The 16541-nt window shown below is 59.2% G+C and carries 13 protein-coding genes and 1 tRNA gene; all 14 read right to left on the reverse strand.

Features of this window, described 5'->3' with window-relative positions; genetic code table 11:
- Positions 1–74: 74 nt before the first annotated feature.
- Positions 75–1385, reverse strand: coding sequence for an FCSD flavin-binding domain-containing protein (locus AC1DYR_RS21150; RefSeq protein WP_477706823.1), 1311 nt, complete (start codon positions 1383–1385; stop codon positions 75–77).
- Between the two features lie 12 nt (positions 1386–1397).
- A complete protein-coding gene (locus tag AC1DYR_RS21155) occupies positions 1398–1748 on the reverse strand; it encodes a c-type cytochrome (protein WP_477706824.1) in 351 nt (116 codons plus the stop codon).
- 166 nt (positions 1749–1914) lie between these two features.
- Complete coding sequence (locus tag AC1DYR_RS21160) at positions 1915–2919, reverse strand: M48 family metalloprotease (protein ID WP_477706825.1); 1005 nt, start codon at positions 2917–2919, stop codon at positions 1915–1917.
- 112 nt (positions 2920–3031) lie between these two features.
- The gene (locus AC1DYR_RS21165; protein ID WP_477706826.1) at positions 3032–3625 is read right to left on the reverse strand and encodes a LemA family protein; all 594 of its coding nucleotides are present in this window, start codon (positions 3623–3625) and stop codon (positions 3032–3034) included.
- A 296-nt stretch (positions 3626–3921) separates the two neighbouring features.
- On the reverse strand, positions 3922–8142 hold the full coding sequence (gene rpoC, locus AC1DYR_RS21170) for a DNA-directed RNA polymerase subunit beta' (protein WP_477670196.1): 4221 nt from the start codon (positions 8140–8142) through the stop codon (positions 3922–3924).
- 27 nt (positions 8143–8169) lie between these two features.
- Positions 8170–12282 carry a DNA-directed RNA polymerase subunit beta gene (rpoB, locus tag AC1DYR_RS21175; protein WP_457306669.1) on the reverse strand — a complete coding sequence of 1371 codons (4113 nt, stop codon included), beginning with the start codon at positions 12280–12282 and terminating at the stop codon, positions 8170–8172.
- A gap of 341 nt (positions 12283–12623) precedes the next feature.
- On the reverse strand, positions 12624–13001 hold the full coding sequence (gene rplL / locus AC1DYR_RS21180) for a 50S ribosomal protein L7/L12 (protein WP_431094480.1): 378 nt from the start codon (positions 12999–13001) through the stop codon (positions 12624–12626).
- A 29-nt stretch (positions 13002–13030) separates the two neighbouring features.
- Positions 13031–13561 carry a 50S ribosomal protein L10 gene (gene rplJ / locus AC1DYR_RS21185; protein WP_457282627.1) on the reverse strand — a complete coding sequence of 177 codons (531 nt, stop codon included), beginning with the start codon at positions 13559–13561 and terminating at the stop codon, positions 13031–13033.
- 262 nt (positions 13562–13823) lie between these two features.
- Positions 13824–14519: a 50S ribosomal protein L1 gene (gene rplA / locus AC1DYR_RS21190; RefSeq protein WP_477706827.1), complete on the reverse strand. Its 696-nt coding sequence runs from the start codon at positions 14517–14519 to the stop codon at positions 13824–13826.
- Positions 14516–14950: a 50S ribosomal protein L11 gene (rplK, locus tag AC1DYR_RS21195; protein WP_007871338.1), complete on the reverse strand. Its 435-nt coding sequence runs from the start codon at positions 14948–14950 to the stop codon at positions 14516–14518. Before rplK ends, rplA begins: the two co-directional genes overlap by 4 nt.
- Positions 14951–15090: 140 nt before the next feature.
- A complete protein-coding gene (gene nusG / locus AC1DYR_RS21200) occupies positions 15091–15618 on the reverse strand; it encodes a transcription termination/antitermination protein NusG (protein WP_228778638.1) in 528 nt (175 codons plus the stop codon).
- Between the two features lie 68 nt (positions 15619–15686).
- Positions 15687–16070, reverse strand: a complete 384-nt coding sequence (secE, locus tag AC1DYR_RS21205) for a preprotein translocase subunit SecE (RefSeq protein WP_477670198.1) — start codon at positions 16068–16070, stop codon at positions 15687–15689.
- Between the two features lie 132 nt (positions 16071–16202).
- Positions 16203–16278 (reverse strand) — tRNA-Trp (locus tag AC1DYR_RS21210).
- A gap of 17 nt (positions 16279–16295) precedes the next feature.
- On the reverse strand, positions 16296–16541 hold a 246-nt coding region (locus AC1DYR_RS21215; protein WP_477686924.1), incomplete at its 5' end, for an EF-Tu C-terminal domain-related protein.

Consider the following 16541-nt stretch of genomic DNA (forward strand, 5'->3'; position numbering starts at 1 on the left):
GCGGGCGGCCCCTCGGGGGGGGTAGGGAGCTACACGAAGTGAGCGACCGTGGGGGCCCTATCCCACCGTGGGGGCTAAACCAGCGTATCTGCCCAGATATTGCTGGCCCAATTCAGCGCGTAGACGCCCTCAAGTTCGGTGGGCCCGGTGCTCACCCCACCGGATCCGGCGACCGCTTTGAAGGTTTTCTCAGCCACCACGTATTCATGCACGCTGGCGACGTGGATCACGTTCTTGTTGTCGACAAAGCTGTAGCAGGTATTGGTCAGCATGGGCGCGGGGTTGACCTCCCAGCCCGAGAGCTGGGCCACGATCGCGGCCGCCGCCACCTTGCCGTGGTTGTTGGCCATGTGGCCGCTCTTGGGCATGGCCGGGGCGACCTGGATGGAGTCGCCCAGCACATGAACGTCCTTGGCTGCAGTGGATTCAAACGTCAGGTAGTTAACGCCGCACCAGCGGTTGTTGGCCTGGTTGTTAAGGCCCGCCTGCACGGCAATCGTGCCGGCGCGCATGGAAGGCAGCACATTCAGCACGTTGGCCTTGACATCGTCCTGCACATCGAACTTGATGATCCCGGCTTTGGCGTCAACCGCGGTGGCCTTGTGCTGGCCGCGGTATTCGATGATGCCTTTGTACTGCTCGGCCCATACTTTCTTGAAGAGCGGCCCTTTGGATGTGACGTCCGGATTGGCATCAAGGATGAGCACCTTGCTGCGCGGTTTGGCGGCCTTGAAATAGCCAGCAATGACGCTGGCGCGTTCGTACGGGCCGGGTGGGCAGCGGTAAGGTGCTTCGGGAATGGTGATGGCATATACACCACCGTTAGGCATGTCCTCCAGCTGCCGGCGCAGCGCGAGGGTTTCCGCACCGGCCTTCCAGGCCTGCAGGACCTGGCCGGAGGCATTGGCGTCTTTCAGGCCTTCGATGCTGCCGAACATCAGTTCCACACCGGGCGAGACCACCAGCTTGTCGTAAGCAACGGTGGCACCGCCAGCCAGCGTAACCGTTTTCTTCGCGGTGTCGATGGCGCTGGCGTAGTCTTTCACCACGGTGATGCCGTGGTTGCGCGACAGGCCTGCATAAGACGTCGTAATGTCGCCGATCTGCTTGCCGCCGCTGAGCACGAGGTTGGAGATGGGGCAGGAGATAAAGGCGTCCTGCGGCTCGATCAGCACCACGTCGATTTTGTTGTCCGAGAGCAGGCGCACGTATTTGGCAGCTGTAGCGCCGCCGTAGCCGCCGCCTATAACAACCACTTTGGCTTTGGAAGGAATCGAGGTGCTGGCGCAGCCGGCCAGACCCAGCAAACCCAGGGCAGCACTGGACTGCAGGAAGGAGCGGCGCTTGAAATCTGCCAGCGAAACAGTGTGAAGAGGCGTGTTCATGGTGTTTGCTCCTTACTTCTTTTGAGCGGCAAAGTAGCTCGCCAGCGACTCGATCTGCGCGTCGTTGAAACCCTTGCTGATCTGGTGCATCACCGTGGCGGGCCGCGTGCCGGCCTTGAAGGCATTCATCTGCGCAACGATGTAACCCTTGTCGAGGCCTGCAAGTGAGGTGACCGCGGAACCCTGAACCACTTTGCCATTGGTACCGTGACAGTTGGCGCAGGTTGCCGCCAGACCCCTGGCGTAAAGCGTTTCTTTGGTGCCGGCGTCTTGCGCCTGCGCCATGTGGCTGAGCGCAAGGCAGAGCAAGGGCAACGCAAGGCGCTTGAGCCTCCTGGGTATTGGAAGACGTAACGTTCTCATAGGTTCTCCTGTCGTTTTAGGCAGCCGTTTTTTTCAACTGAAAATTTAACGCGGCGCTCTCTCTGCACCCTATAGGGAGTATCCAGTACTTCAGCAGCAGCTGGAGCCTTGCCGTTCAACCCAATGGCGATGTGCTTATTGGAAAGTTATTGCTGCCATGGCGAATCTAGAAAATGGCGTCCGGCCGCGTCGGCATTTCATCATCGCGCTGCGTGGGTAGCGCCTCCATTGACCGGCCATAGATGCGGCGAATGCGCTCGGCCAAGGGAGGATGGCTGGCGAACCAGTGGGTGTCTGCGCGAAGGCCCACCAGCAGCATGTGCTGCACGGCCGGGTGCACGCTGCGCGGCATCAGCCCCTGCGCCTGCTGGCCCGCCACCTTGCGCAGCACGCCGCCCAGGCCATCCTTGCTGCGCGTGAATTGCACGGCTCGCGCATCTGCCAGGAACTCTCGCTGGCGCGACACCGCCGCCTTCAGTGCGCGCCCCGCAAGCCATCCGAGCGAGCCTGTGGCCATGATGGCAAAGCCGGGCAAGGCAAGGAAAGACCGCCCGCCGCTGTCATTCTGCGCGCACATGCTGCGTCCGAGGTTGAAGACCATCTCAAGCCCGAACACCATGCCTGCCAGTCGCATGTTCAAGCGCGTATCGCCTTCGCGTATATGGCTGAATTCATGTGCCACCAAGCCCTGCAGCTCGTCGCGTGTCAGGTACTCCAGTGCACCGCGCGTCACCGCGACCACCGAGTCGTCCTCATCCCAGCCGGTGGCAAACGCGTTGATGCCCTCCTCGCGGTCGAGCACCATGGCCTGGGGCGGGCGCATGCTGGAGGCGATGGCCAGTTCACTCACGATGTTGCACAGCTTCTGTTCCGACTCACGGCTGGCCGGCCAGGCTTCGCGGGCACCGGCACGGCGCGCCAGCTTCTCGCCACCGCCCTGGAGCGCGGAGGTTTCCAGCCACCAGCCGCCAAACACGAACAGAAGGGTTACGCCCGTGTTCACCGCAAAAAAGTAGCCGGGGTAGCCACTGAACCCGGGGGCCACCAGGCGCCATGTGAGCGCCAGTGCGGCATTGACGGCCACAACCAGCGCAAGCACCGTCAAGCCGAACAGCACCAACAGCCGCGTGGTCTGCCCGCGCGCTGTCTCCTGGCGCTCAAAAAAGCGCATTCATGCCGCCTGAAGCACGGGCCAACAATTTTCCGACGGGCCGCCCCTAGGGAAATTAGCCCCCTTGGGGGGAAGCGCATTACACGAAGTGAAAAGCGTGGGGGCCATATCTTCAGAACTGGACACGCACAGCCTGGCGCTCAGCCGGCGTCTCGGTGGCGCGCAACATGGCTGAAGGCCCAAAACCGAACGTGCGGGCAATCAGCAGCGCGGGAAACTGCCCCTGCGCATTGTTGTAGTCCAGCACGGCATCGTTATAAGCCTGCCTGGCAAAACCAACCTTGTTTTCGGTGCTGGTGAGCTCTTCGCTGAGTTCACGAATGGTCTGGTCGGCCTTGAGTTCGGGGTAGGCCTCGGCTACGGCAAAAAGCCGCCCCAGGCTGCCGTCCAGCGACTGTTCGGCAGCGGCCAGCGCCACAACGGCGCCGGCATTGGCAGGGCGGCTGCGCACCGCATCGCTGGCCGCGCGTGCCTGGTTGCGCGCAAGCATCACCGCCTCAAGCGTGCTTTGCTCATGCTGCAGGTATTTTTTGGCGGCTTCGACCAGATTGGGAATCAGGTCGTAGCGGCGCTTGAGCTGCACATCGATCTGGGCGAAAGCGTTGGCAATGATGTTTTTCAGCCGAACCAGCCGGTTGTAGGCGCCTACGGCCCAGAAAACCAGCAAGGCAAACACAATGACGAAAACAAGCGTGCTAAGAGGCATGGATATTCCTTGGTGCGACATGAGCTGACACTCACCCGACAGCTCGGCGGGCGACTGCCGCGAGGTTAACTGTTTTTGGGCTCAAACGGCAAGTTGGCAGGCTGCTTTTGAATACCATGAAAACGCTATGATTTTGATAGCTGGTTACGCACACCCGATATGCGCAAAACCCAAATTTCGCTTAAATTCCCGTCTGCATTATTGCCACGTGGCGGCCGTCCTGCCCATAAAAAAAGCCCCACACCCTTGCGGGATGTGGGGCCTTGCGCCTTTTGCGGCGCGGGAGTCAGTCTGGCTTACTCGGTAGCCGCACTGTCGCCACCCGCTTCGGCTGCGGCGGGCATGGCTTCGAGCTCGGCCGCTTCGGCTTCAGCAATGGCACGGCGCTCTGCATCGTCCATCTGGTCCTTGGCTTTGCGTGCCTCGTGGTAGGCCATGCCGGTACCGGCAGGAATCAGGCGGCCGACGATCACGTTTTCTTTCAGGCCACGCAACTCGTCGCGCTTGCCCATGATGGCAGCCTCGGTGAGCACGCGGGTGGTTTCCTGGAAGGAAGCCGCGGAAATGAACGAATCGGTCGACAGCGAAGCCTTGGTGATACCGAGCAGCAAGTTGCTGAACGTTGCCGGAATCTTGCCGTCAGCGCGCAAGGCGTCGTTGGCATCCAGCATGGCAGAACGCTCGACCTGTTCACCAGCGATGTAGCTGGAATCACCCACGTTTTCAACGACCACGCGGCGCAGCATCTGGCGAACAATCACTTCAATGTGCTTGTCGTTGATCTTCACGCCCTGCAGACGGTAAACATCCTGCACTTCGTCGACGATGTAGCGGGCCAGCTCTTCCATACCCAGCAGGCGCAAGATGTCTTGCGGGTCGGCCGGGCCGTCCACAATCGACTCGCCCTTGTTGACCACCTGGCCTTCGTGCACCAGGATGTTCTTCTCCTTGGGCACGAGATCTTCCCAGACCTTGCCTTCAGGGTCGGTGATCTGCAGGCGAACCTTGCCTTTGGTTTCTTTACCGAAGGACACAGTACCGGTCATTTCAGCCAGCGTACCCTTGTCTTTCGGCGTACGGGCTTCGAAGAGCTCAGCAACACGCGGCAGACCGCCGGTAATGTCGCGGGTCTTCTGGCCTTCGATCGGGATACGGGCCAGCACTTCGCCGGGGCCCACGTCCTGGCCGTCGCGCACCTGGACCAGCGCGCCCACCTGGAAGCCAATCGTCACCGAGTGATCGGTGCCGGGGATCTTGACTTCGTGGCCGGAGGCGTCAATCAGCTTGACCTGCGGGCGGATCACCTTCGTGGCGCCGCGGCGTTTCGGATCGATCACCACCAGGGTGGACAGACCCGTCACATCGTCGACCTGCTTGGCAACCGTCACGCCTTCTTCCACATTCTCGAAGGCCACCTTGCCGGCGAACTCGGTAATGATGGGGCGCGTCAGCGGATCCCAGTTGGCCAGAATGGCGCCGGCCTTGATGGTCTGGTCGGCCTTGACGGTCAACGTGGCGCCATAAGGCACCTTGTGGCGCTCACGCTCGCGGCCGTGCTCATCATGGATGATGATCTCGCCGGAACGGGCGATCACGACCAGCTCGCCCTTGCTGTTGGTCACATAGCGCATCGGTGCATTGAAACCGATCACGCCGTTGGACTTGGCTTCGACGCTGGAGGCAATCGCTGCGCGCGATGCGGCACCACCGATGTGGAAGGTCCGCATCGTCAGCTGCGTGCCGGGCTCACCGATCGACTGCGCGGCGATGATACCGACGGCTTCGCCGATGTTGATGAGGCCGCCGCGGCCCAGATCCCGGCCATAGCACTTGGCGCACAGGCCGAAACGGGTTTCGCAGGTCAGCGCAGTACGCACTTTCACTTCGTCCACGCCGGCTGCTTCGAGCTCTTCGATCAGGTCTTCGTCCAGCATAATCCCGGCCTTGGCCAGCACCGAGCGGTTTTCCGGGTGCAGGATGTCTTCGACCGCCGTGCGGCCGAGGATACGGTCGCGCAGCGATTCAATGACTTCACCGCCCTCGACGATGGCGCGCATGAGTGAACCCTCTTGCGTGCCGCAGTCTTCTTCGGTGACCACCAGATCCTGAACCACGTCGCAAAGGCGGCGGGTCAGGTAGCCGGAGTTGGCTGTTTTCAGCGCCGTATCGGCCAGACCCTTACGGGCGCCGTGGGTGGAGATAAAGTACTCCAGCACGTTCAGGCCTTCACGGAAGTTGGCGGTAATCGGCGTTTCGATGATGGAGCCGTCAGGCTTGGCCATCAAACCGCGCATACCGGCGACCTGGCGAATCTGCGCAGCAGAGCCGCGGGCGCCGGAGTCGGCCATCATGTAGATGGAGTTGAAGGACTCCTGCTCGACTTCCTTGCCATTGCGGTCCAGCACTTTTTCTTTCGAAAGCTGGGCCATCATGACCTTGGACACTTCGTCGCCGGACTTGCCCCAGATATCGACCACCTTGTTGTAGCGCTCGCCGGACGTCACGAGACCCGAGACATACTGCTGCTCGATTTCTTTGACTTCCTTTTGTGCGCGCGCAATGATGGCGGGCTTTTCCTTGGGGATCAGCATGTCGTCGATGCAGATCGAGATGCCGGCTTTTGTCGCCAGGCGGAAGCCCGACTGCAGCAGCTTGTCGGCAAACACCACGGTCTCTTTCAATCCGCACTTGCGGAAAGACACGTTGATCAGCTTGGAGATTTCCTTTTTCTTCAACGCCTTGTTGATGTTGGAGAAAGGCAAACCTTTGGGCAGGATCTCGGACAGCAGTGCACGGCCGCCCGTGGTTTCCCACAGCTTGGTCGACGGCACAAATTCGCCTGTGGCCTTGTCTTTGGTGTACTCGGTCAGGCGCACGCTGATGCGGGCGTTCAGGTCAAGCTCACCTGCGTCAAATGCGCGGCGCACTTCGCCAGTGTCGGAGAACACCAGGCCTTCGCCCTTGCCGTTGGTACGGTCGCGGGTCGTGTAGTACAGGCCCAGCACCACGTCTTGCGACGGGACGATGGAGGGCTCACCGTTGGCAGGGAACAGGATGTTGTTCGAAGCCAGCATCAATGTGCGGGCTTCCATCTGTGCTTCCACCGACAGCGGCACGTGGACAGCCATCTGGTCACCGTCGAAGTCGGCATTGAAGGCCGAGCAGACGAGCGGGTGCAGCTGGATGGCCTTGCCTTCGATCAGGATGGGCTCAAAGGCCTGGATGCCAAGACGGTGCAGCGTAGGCGCACGGTTCAACATCACGGGGTGCTCTTTGATCACCTCTTCCAGGATGTCCCACACCACTGGCGTGCCGGATTCGACTTCCTTCTTGGCCGCCTTGATGGTCGTGGCGATGCCGCGCGACTCGAGTTGCGCGAAGATGAAAGGCTTGAACAGTTCCAGCGCCATTAGCTTGGGCAAGCCGCACTGGTGCAACTTGAGCGTTGGGCCCACGGTAATAACAGAACGGCCCGAGTAGTCGACGCGCTTGCCCAGCAAATTCTGGCGGAAGCGGCCTGACTTGCCCTTGATCATGTCGGCCAGAGACTTCAGTGCGCGCTTGTTGGCGCCCGTCATGGCCTTGCCGCGGCGTCCGTTGTCGAGCAACGAGTCCACAGCTTCCTGCAGCATGCGCTTTTCATTGCGGGCAATGATTTCAGGCGCTTTCAGCTCCAGCAAACGACGCAGACGGCTGTTGCGGTTGATCACGCGGCGATACAGGTCGTTCAGGTCGGAGGTCGCAAAACGGCCACCGTCCAGTGGCACCAGCGGACGCAGGTCCGGCGGCAGCACGGGCAGCACGTCGAGCACCATCCAGCCCGGCTTGATGCCGGACTTCTTGAACGCTTCCATCAATTTCAAGCGCTTGGCGTTTTTCTTGATCTTGATTTCGGAGCCGGTCAGGTCATTGCGCAGCTTCTCGATTTCGACGTCGAGGTCCAGCCCTTCGAGCAGGTCCTTGATGCCTTCGGCACCCATCTTGGCGGTGTACTCGTCGCCATATTCCTTGCGCTTGGCGTCATAGTCGTCTTCCGACATGATGCTGAATTTCTTCAGCGGGGTCATGCCAGGATCAGTAACGACATATGCTTCGAAGTACAGCACGCGTTCGATGTCGCGCAGCGTCATGTCGAGCACCAGGCCCAGGCGCGACGGCAACGACTTCAGGAACCAGATGTGCGCACACGGTGCGGCCAGGTCGATGTGCCCCATGCGCTCGCGGCGAACCTTGGTCTGCGTGACTTCAACGCCGCACTTTTCGCAGATGACACCGCGATGCTTCAGGCGCTTGTACTTGCCGCACAGGCATTCGTAGTCCTTGATGGGGCCAAAGATCTTGGCGCAAAAAAGACCGTCGCGCTCCGGCTTGAAGGTACGGTAGTTGATGGTTTCAGGCTTCTTCACTTCGCCGAAAGACCACGAGCGGATCTTTTCGGGCGAAGCCATGCCGATCTTGATGGCATCGAAATGCTCATCCGGCGTGAATTGCTTGAACAGGTCGAGTAATGATTTCATGAGTTAAATCCTTTTCTTTCCTGTTGATTAGCTGCGTTCGAGTTCGATGTCGATACCGAGCGAGCGGATTTCCTTGACCAGCACGTTGAACGACTCGGGCATGCCGGCCGTGATCGCGTGCTCGCCCTTGACGATGCTTTCGTAGACCTTGGTGCGGCCCTGTACGTCGTCGGACTTGACGGTGAGCATTTCCTGCAGCGTGTAGGCGGCGCCGTACGCTTCCAGCGCCCAGACCTCCATCTCGCCGAAACGCTGTCCACCGAACTGCGCCTTGCCGCCCAGCGGCTGCTGGGTAACGAGCGAGTAAGGACCGGTCGAGCGCGCGTGCATCTTGTCGTCCACCAGATGGTGAAGTTTCAGGAAGTGCATGTAGCCCACCGTGGTCGTGCGCTCGAACGCATCGCCCGTGCGGCCGTCATACAGCTGAGCCTGGGTACGTGTCGCCGTCAGGCCCTTGGCCTTGGCAATGTCGTCCGGATAAGCCAGCTGGAGCATGCCCATGATCTCGGCCTCGGAAGCACCGTCAAACACGGGAGTGGCAAAAGGCACGCCGGTGGTCAGGTTGCCGGCCATCTCGATGATGTCGGTATCCGACAACTTCGCCAGGTCCTCTGCGCGGCCTGACTTGTTGTAGATCGTTTCCATGAACTTGCGGATTTCCTGCACCTTGGCTTCGGCTTGCAGCATGTCCCCAATGCGATGGCCCAGGCCCTTGGCGGCCCAGCCCAGATGCACCTCAAGCACCTGGCCCACGTTCATCCGCGAAGGCACGCCCAGCGGGTTCAGCACGATGTCGCACGGTGTGCCATCGGCCATGTGCGGCATATCTTCGACCGGAACGATCTTGGACACGACACCCTTGTTGCCGTGACGGCCAGCCATCTTGTCGCCAGGCTGCAGGCGGCGCTTGACGGCAAGGTAAACCTTGACCATCTTGAGCACGCCCGCTGGCAATTCGTCGCCCTGCGTGAGTTTCTTGCGCTTTTCTTCGAAAGACAGGTCAAAGCTGTGGCGCGTCTGCTCCATCGAGTTCTTGACGCTTTCGAGCTGCGCAGCCACTTCGTCATCGGCAGGACGAATGTCAAACCAGTGGTACTTCTCGACATCGGCCAAATAGGCCTTGTCGATCTTGGTGCCCTTGGCCAGCTTCTTCGGACCGCCATTGGCAACCTTGCCGATCAACAGCTTTTCGATGCGGTCGAAGGCGTCGGCTTCCACAATGCGCAGCTGGTCGTTCAGGTCCAGGCGGAAACGCTTGAGTTCGTCGTCGATGATCTGCTGGGCACGCTTGTCGCGCACAATGCCTTCACGGGTGAAGACCTGCACGTCGATCACGGTGCCTTGCGAGCCCTGGCTCACGCGCAGCGAGGTGTCTTTCACATCGCTGGCCTTTTCGCCGAAGATGGCGCGTAGCAGCTTTTCTTCCGGTGTCAGCGTGGTCTCGCCCTTGGGCGTGACCTTGCCGACCAGCGTGTCGCCCGGCTGGACTTCAGCGCCGACATAAATGATGCCGGATTCGTCGAGGCGGTTCAGCTGTTGCTCGGACAGGTTGGGAATGTCGCGCGTGATTTCTTCGGCACCCAGCTTGGTGTCACGGGCCATCACGACGAGTTCTTCGATGTGAATCGAGGTGTAGCGGTCTTCAGCCACCACGCGCTCGGAAATCAGGATCGAATCCTCGAAGTTGTAGCCGTTCCACGGCATGAACGCGATCAGCATGTTCTGGCCAATGGCGATTTCGCCCAGGTCAGTCGATGCACCGTCGGCAATCACATCACCCTTGGCCAGCTTGTCGCCGATCTTGACGATAGGACGCTGGTGGATGTTGGTGTTCTGGTTGGAACGCTGGTACTTGATCAGATTGTAGATGTCCACACCGACTTCGCCGGCGAGGGCTTCTGCATCATTCACGCGCACCACGATGCGGGTGGCATCAACGTAGTCCACCACACCGCCACGGTTGGCAGTCACCACGGTGCCGGAGTCAACCGCAGCAACCCGCTCAATGCCCGTGCCGACCAGCGGCTTTTCGGGACGAAGTACAGGCACGGCCTGACGGGACATGTTGGCGCCCATCAAAGCGCGGTTGGCGTCATCGTGCTCCAGGAACGGAACCAGGGAAGCCGCCACCGAGACGATCTGTGCAGGAGACACGTCCATGTACTGGACGCGTTCTGCGCCCACCAGGACGGACTCACCGTTTTCCCGGGCAGACACGAGGTCACCGGTCAGCTTGCCTGCATCATCCAGAGCCGCGTTGGCCTGGGCGATGACGTATTTGCCTTCTTCGATGGCCGACAGGTAGTCGATCTGGTCGGTGATCTTGGCGTCCACCACACGGCGATACGGCGTTTCAATGAAACCGTATTCGTTGAGGCGGGCATACAGGGCCAGCGAGTTGATCAGGCCGATGTTCGGACCTTCAGGCGTTTCAATCGGGCAGACGCGTCCGTAATGGGTGACGTGCACGTCACGCACTTCAAAGCCGGCGCGTTCGCGGGTCAAACCGCCCGGGCCAAGGGCCGAAACACGGCGCTTGTGGGTGATTTCGGCCAGCGGGTTGGTCTGGTCCATGAACTGCGAGAGTTGCGATGCACCGAAGAACTCTTTCAGCGCAGCCGAAATCGGCTTGCTGTTGATGAGGTCGTGCGGCATCAGCGGCTCTTGCTCGGCCTGGCCGAGGCGCTCTTTCACGGCCTTTTCGATACGTGCCAGACCAGTACGGTACTGGTTTTCAGCGAGTTCGCCGACACAACGCACGCGGCGGTTGCCGAGGTGGTCAATGTCATCGACTTCGCCGTTGCCGTTGCGCAGATCCACCAGGATTTTGACGACAGCAAGGATGTCCTCGTTGGTCATGACCATGGGGCCGGTGGAAGAATCGCGGCCGACGCGGGCGTTGAACTTCATGCGGCCGACCTTGGACAGATCGTAGGTATCCGGGTTGTAGAACAAGCGCTGGAACAGGGCCTGCACAGCATCTTCGGTGGGCGGCTCGCCGGGACGCATCATGCGGTAGATGGCGACGCGCGCAGCAAACTCGTCTGCGGTTTCGTCGGAGCGCAGGGTCTGGGAAATGTACGAACCCTGGTCGAGTTCATTGGTATACAAAACCTGCAGATCCTGCACGCCGGCAACGCGCAGCTTTTTCAGCAGCACTTCGCTCAGTTCATCATTGGCCTTGGCGATGATTTCACCGGTCTCAGCATCAACGATGTTCTTGGCGACCACACGGCCGATCAGGAAATCTTCGGGAACGCTGATCGTCGTGGTGCCGCTTTGCTCCAGCTCGCGGGTATGGCGAACGGTGATGCGCTTGTCTTTCGCGACCACGACCTTGCCGTTTTTGTCGGTAATGTCGAAACGGGCCACTTCACCGCGCATGCGCTCGGCCACGAATTCCATCTGTGCACCGCTGTCCATCAGGCGGAAATTGTCGAACACAAAGAAATTGGCCAGGATGGATTCCGGATTCAGGCCAATGGCCTTGAGCAGAATCGTGACGGGCATCTTGCGACGACGGTCAACCCGGAAGTACAGGATGTCTTTGGGGTCGAACTCGAAGTCGAGCCACGAACCGCGGTAGGGAATGATACGGGCCGAAAACAGGAGCTTGCCCGAGCTGTGGGTCTTGCCCTTGTCGTGTTCAAAAAACACGCCAGGCGACCGGTGCAACTGGGACACGATCACGCGTTCGGTCCCGTTGATCACAAAAGAGCCCTTGTCGGTCATGAGCGGCACTTCGCCCATATAAACCTCTTGCTCTTTGACTTCCTTGACCACCTTGGACTGCGATGTGGAGGATTCGCGGTCATAAATGATCAGCTGCACCTTGGCGCGCACGGCCGAGGCGAAAGTGAGTCCACGAGTCTGGCATTCACGCACGTCAAACGCCGGCTTGGCCAGGTTGTACTCGATGAATTTCATCTCGACAAAACCATTGTGCGAGACGATGGGGAAAGCGTTTTCAAACGCTGCCTGCAGGCCTTCCACGGTGCGCTTTTGAGGTGCACGGTCGGCTTGCAGGAACGCTGTGTACGCGTCTTTCTGCATTTGCAGCAAATAGGGAACAGTCAACACGCTTTCGCGGTTGCCGAAGCTTTTGCGGATGCGTTTACGTTCGGTGTAGGAATAGGCCATGAGTTCTCCGCGTTGATGGGCTCTGGCGACTCTCGTGCCCGAATACACCACGTATTCAGGCAGCTTGGTGGTTGGCCACTACCAACCATGGCGGACGGTGACGCATTGCACGTCACCCGAACCAAGGCGTTTTCTGCAGTCGGGGTCAGAAAACACTGGAAAGCAGACGGTTTAAGTCTGCTTTCCAGTGTTTCTACAAAACACTGGGCAGGCTGCAGGCCTGCCAGTTTTCGAAGAAAACTGAAAAAAGGACGGCTCGAGTCTGCTTTTCGGTGTGTTCCTTGAAACACGAAAGGCTGGAAGCCCGACTACGGTCTTCCAGCCTTCTCAAACACCAAGAATTACTTGAGTTCGACTTTCGCGCCGGCTTCTTCGAGCTTCTTCTTCGCAGCTTCTGCGTCAGCCTTTGGAGCGCCTTCCTTGACGTTCTTCGGAGCACCGTCAACCAGGTCCTTGGCTTCTTTCAGGCCCAGACCGGTGATTTCGCGAACGGCCTTGATGACCGACACCTTGTTGGCGCCAGCTTCGAGCAGCACGACATTGAAGTCGGTCTTCTCTTCAGCAGCTGCAGCAGCACCGCCGCCACCGCCAGCAGCGGGAGCAGCCATCGCAGCTGCGCTCACGCCAAATTTCTCTTCGATGGATTTCACCAGTTCGTTGAGTTCGAGGACCGTCATGCTATCCAGCGCGGTCAAAAATGCGTCTTTATCGAATGCCATTTTGAATTTCCTAAAAAGTTGGGTACAAATTACGCTGCTACAGCTTCAGCTGCTGCGGGGGCATCGGCTGCGCCGCCGCCCTTTTTGGCCGCCAGGGCGCCCAGCACAACGGCCGTACGCGACATAGGCGACATCAGCAAGCCACACAACTGGGCGAGCAACACTTCCTTGGAAGGAATGTTGGCCAGTTGCTTCACGCCGTTCACGTCCAGGGATTTACCGCCAAATGCACCACCGCGAATTACCAATTTGTCATTGGTTTTTGCGAAGTCAGCGACTACTTTTGCAGCAGCCACGGCATCTGTGGAAAAGCCATAGATCAGCGGACCGGTCATCTGGTCGGACACGACTTCGAATGCACTGCCTGCCACGGCGCGGCGAGCCAGGGTGTTCTTCAGAACACTCAGGTTCACGCCTTTGTCGCGGGCTTGGCTGCGCAGACGGGTCATGTCAGCGACCGTGATACCACGGTATTCCGCCATCACGAGCGTTTGAGCTTTAGCGGCGAGGCCAGTCACTTCATCAATGACGGCTTGTTTCTCACTGCGGTTGAGACTCAAGGTCTACTCCTTAAAAATGTGTGGTCAGGTTCCAGCGGCTTTCACCACCTTCAACCTTCAACACGCTCATGTTCAGCGACCAACTGTTTCAGATTCTTTGCAAAACCATCTGCAGCGGGACCGCCATCTGCGTTGGCTGTCTTTCGATTAAGCGGCAAGCCCAAAAAGCCTGCCACGCCAACGGTCTTTGATGACCTGCCGGAGCGAACACCGGCAGCCCACCACATTGAACAACCCCTGCAGGCTGCTCAAATTTCCGCGATTACGCTGCGATGGTTTGCGTGTCGACGCGAACGCCCACACCCATCGTTGACGAAACCGCAACTTTCTTCAAATACACGCCCTTGCTCGAAGCCGGTTTGGCTTTTTGCAACGCGTCGATCAGTGCAGCCAGATTGCCTTGCAACTTGGCGGTGTCGAACGAGCGGCGGCCAATCGTGCCGTGAACAATACCGGCCTTGTCGACACGGAACTGGACCTGACCGGCTTTGGCATTCTTGACGGCTTGCGCCACGTCAGGCGTCACGGTGCCAACCTTGGGGTTGGGCATCAGGCCGCGGGGGCCGAGCACCTGGCCCAACGTACCTACGATGCGCATCGCATCGGGGGAAGCAATCACCACGTCGAAGTCCATCTTGCCGGCCTTGATTTCGGCAGCCAGATCGTCCATGCCGACAATGTCTGCGCCGGCAGCCTTGGCTTCTTCAGCCTTGGCGCCTTGGGCGAACACGGCCACGCGCTTGGTCTTGCCGGTGCCGTTTGGCAGCACGACAGCGCCGCGAACGACCTGGTCGGATTTCTTGGCATCGATGCCGAGCTGGACAGCCACGTCGATGGATTCATCGAACTTGGCGACTGCGAATTCCTTCACGAGGCCGAGGGCATCGGAAATGGCGTACAGCTTGTTGCTGTCGATTTTGTCGCCAACGGTCTTCTGGCGTTTGGTCAGCTTGCTCATACAACACCCTCCACCGACACGCCCATGGAACGGGCCGTACCGGCAATCGTGCGAACTGCGGCGTCGAGGTCAGCAGCCGTCATGTCTTTCATTTTGGTCTTGGCGATTTCTTCAAGCTGTGCGCGGGAAATCTTGCCAACCTTCACCGTGTGCGGCGTGGACGAACCCTTGTCGAGCTTGATGGCCTTTTTGATCAGGACGCCTGCCGGAGGTGTCTTGATGACGAAGGTAAAACTCTTGTCGGCAAATGCCGTGATCACCACAGGCAGCGGCAGACCCGGCTCAACACCTTGGGTCTGCGCATTGAATGCCTTGCAGAACTCCATGATGTTCAGGCCGCGCTGACCCAAAGCCGGGCCAATCGGGGGGGACGGGTTGGCCTTACCAGCTGGCACTTGCAGCTTGATGAAGCCGACGATTTTTTTCGCCATACTTTTCTCCTTGCGGGTCATAACGCCCGAACGCTGCCAAAGCAGGTCCGGGCTCCCCGGGGGTTACACAACTCAAAAACAATCCGTAAGGACCGTTTCGCGCCGAGTTGCAAGGCGCGAAATTATTTACCAAACCGAAATTACGTCTTTTCGATCTGGCTGAATTCCAGCTCTACCGGTGTAGCACGCCCGAAGATCGTGACCGACACACGCACCTTGTTCTTGTCGTAGTTGACCTCTTCCACCGTACCGTTGAAGTCGGTGAAGGGGCCATCCTTGACGCGGACGTATTCGCCCGTTTCAAACTCGACCTTGTGGCGCGGCTTCTCGGTACCGACCTGCATCTGGCTGACGATCTTCTGAACATCTTCCTCAGAGATCGGGGCCGGGCGATTCTTGGCGCCACCGACAAAACCCGTCACCTTGTTGGTGTGCTTCACCAGATGCCAGGTCTCATCATCCATGACCATTTCAACCAGCACATAGCCCGGAAAAAACCGGCGCTCGGTCGTCTTCTTCTGACCGTTCTTGATCTCAACCACTTCTTCAGTGGGCACCAGGAAACGACCAAACTTGGACTGCATGCCCGCACGGTTGATGCGCTCAACAATGTTGCGCTCGACCGCTTTTTCCATGCCGGAATAGGCATGGACGACATACCACTGCATGCCTGGGGTCGGCGTGAGAGACGTTCCCGCCGCCACTTCGCTGACTACCGTGCCGTTCAGATCGCTCATTATTTTTTCCATCCCAGGATCAGGTCGTAAAACACCCATTCGAGCGTTTTGTCCGTAAGCCACAAGAACAAGGCCATGATCACCACAAAACCGAATACATAGGCCGTCATCTGGATGGCTTCTTTACGAGCCGGCCAGACAACTTTCCGGACCTCGCGCCATGAGTCACGCCCAAAAGCCACAAATTGCCTGCCCGACTCCGAGGTCATGAACACAGCAATCGCCGCCACCAAACCAGCAATCAAGGCACCCCACTGGGCTAATTGACCCTGCTTGGCAAAGAAATAGAAGCCCACCAGCGAGGCCAGCACCAGCGCGACAGCCACAGCCAACTTGGCCTTGTCGGCGTTGGTACTGACGGTTTCAACTTGAGAAGAGGCCATGGTCGCCGATTTCCTGTTCAATCTTCATGCGTCTCTGCAGACGCTTAAGCCCACCTGGAGTTTTTGACTCCTGGCGGGCTTGCTTTTTATCTTTTCAAACCACCCTCAGCATCGACACTCATCAAAGCCGGGTGGCAGGGGCAGTAGGAATCGAACCTACAACCTTCGGTTTTGGAGACCGACGCTCTGCCAATTGAGCTATACCCCTCCATCAAACCTTACAAATTACGCAATGATTTTGGCAACGACGCCGGCGCCGACGGTCTTGCCGCCTTCGCGGATGGCAAAGCGCAGGCCTTCTTCCATGGCGATCGGGTTGATCAGCTTGACGGTGATCGACACGTTATCGCCTGGCATGACCATTTCCTTGCCTTCTGGCAACTCGATCGCACCGGTCACGTCCGTCGTGCGGAAGTAGAACTGGGGGCGGTAGTTGTTGAAGAATGGCGTGTGGCGGCCGCCTTCGTCCTT

Source organism: Polaromonas sp. P1_F9 (genome assembly GCF_056405615.1).

Bases quoted from the DNA above. Each gene is read 5' to 3' on its own strand.
- AC1DYR_RS21150 (WP_477706823.1), bottom strand. From the start codon at position 1,385: ATGAACACGCCTCTTCACACTGTTTCGCTGGCAGATTTCAAGCGCCGC.
- AC1DYR_RS21155 (WP_477706824.1), bottom strand. From the start codon at position 1,748: ATGAGAACGTTACGTCTTCCAATACCCAGGAGGCTCAAGCGCCTTGCG.
- AC1DYR_RS21160 (WP_477706825.1), bottom strand. From the start codon at position 2,919: ATGCGCTTTTTTGAGCGCCAGGAGACAGCGCGCGGGCAGACCACGCGG.
- AC1DYR_RS21165 (WP_477706826.1), bottom strand. From the start codon at position 3,625: ATGCCTCTTAGCACGCTTGTTTTCGTCATTGTGTTTGCCTTGCTGGTT.
- rpoC (WP_477670196.1), bottom strand. From the start codon at position 8,142: ATGAAATCATTACTCGACCTGTTCAAGCAATTCACGCCGGATGAGCAT.
- rpoB (WP_457306669.1), bottom strand. From the start codon at position 12,282: ATGGCCTATTCCTACACCGAACGTAAACGCATCCGCAAAAGCTTCGGC.
- rplL (WP_431094480.1), bottom strand. From the start codon at position 13,001: ATGGCATTCGATAAAGACGCATTTTTGACCGCGCTGGATAGCATGACG.
- rplA (WP_477706827.1), bottom strand. From the start codon at position 14,519: ATGAGCAAGCTGACCAAACGCCAGAAGACCGTTGGCGACAAAATCGAC.
- rplK (WP_007871338.1), bottom strand. From the start codon at position 14,950: ATGGCGAAAAAAATCGTCGGCTTCATCAAGCTGCAAGTGCCAGCTGGT.
- nusG (WP_228778638.1), bottom strand. From the start codon at position 15,618: ATGCAGTGGTATGTCGTCCATGCCTATTCCGGCATGGAAAAAGCGGTC.
- secE (WP_477670198.1), bottom strand. From the start codon at position 16,070: ATGGCCTCTTCTCAAGTTGAAACCGTCAGTACCAACGCCGACAAGGCC.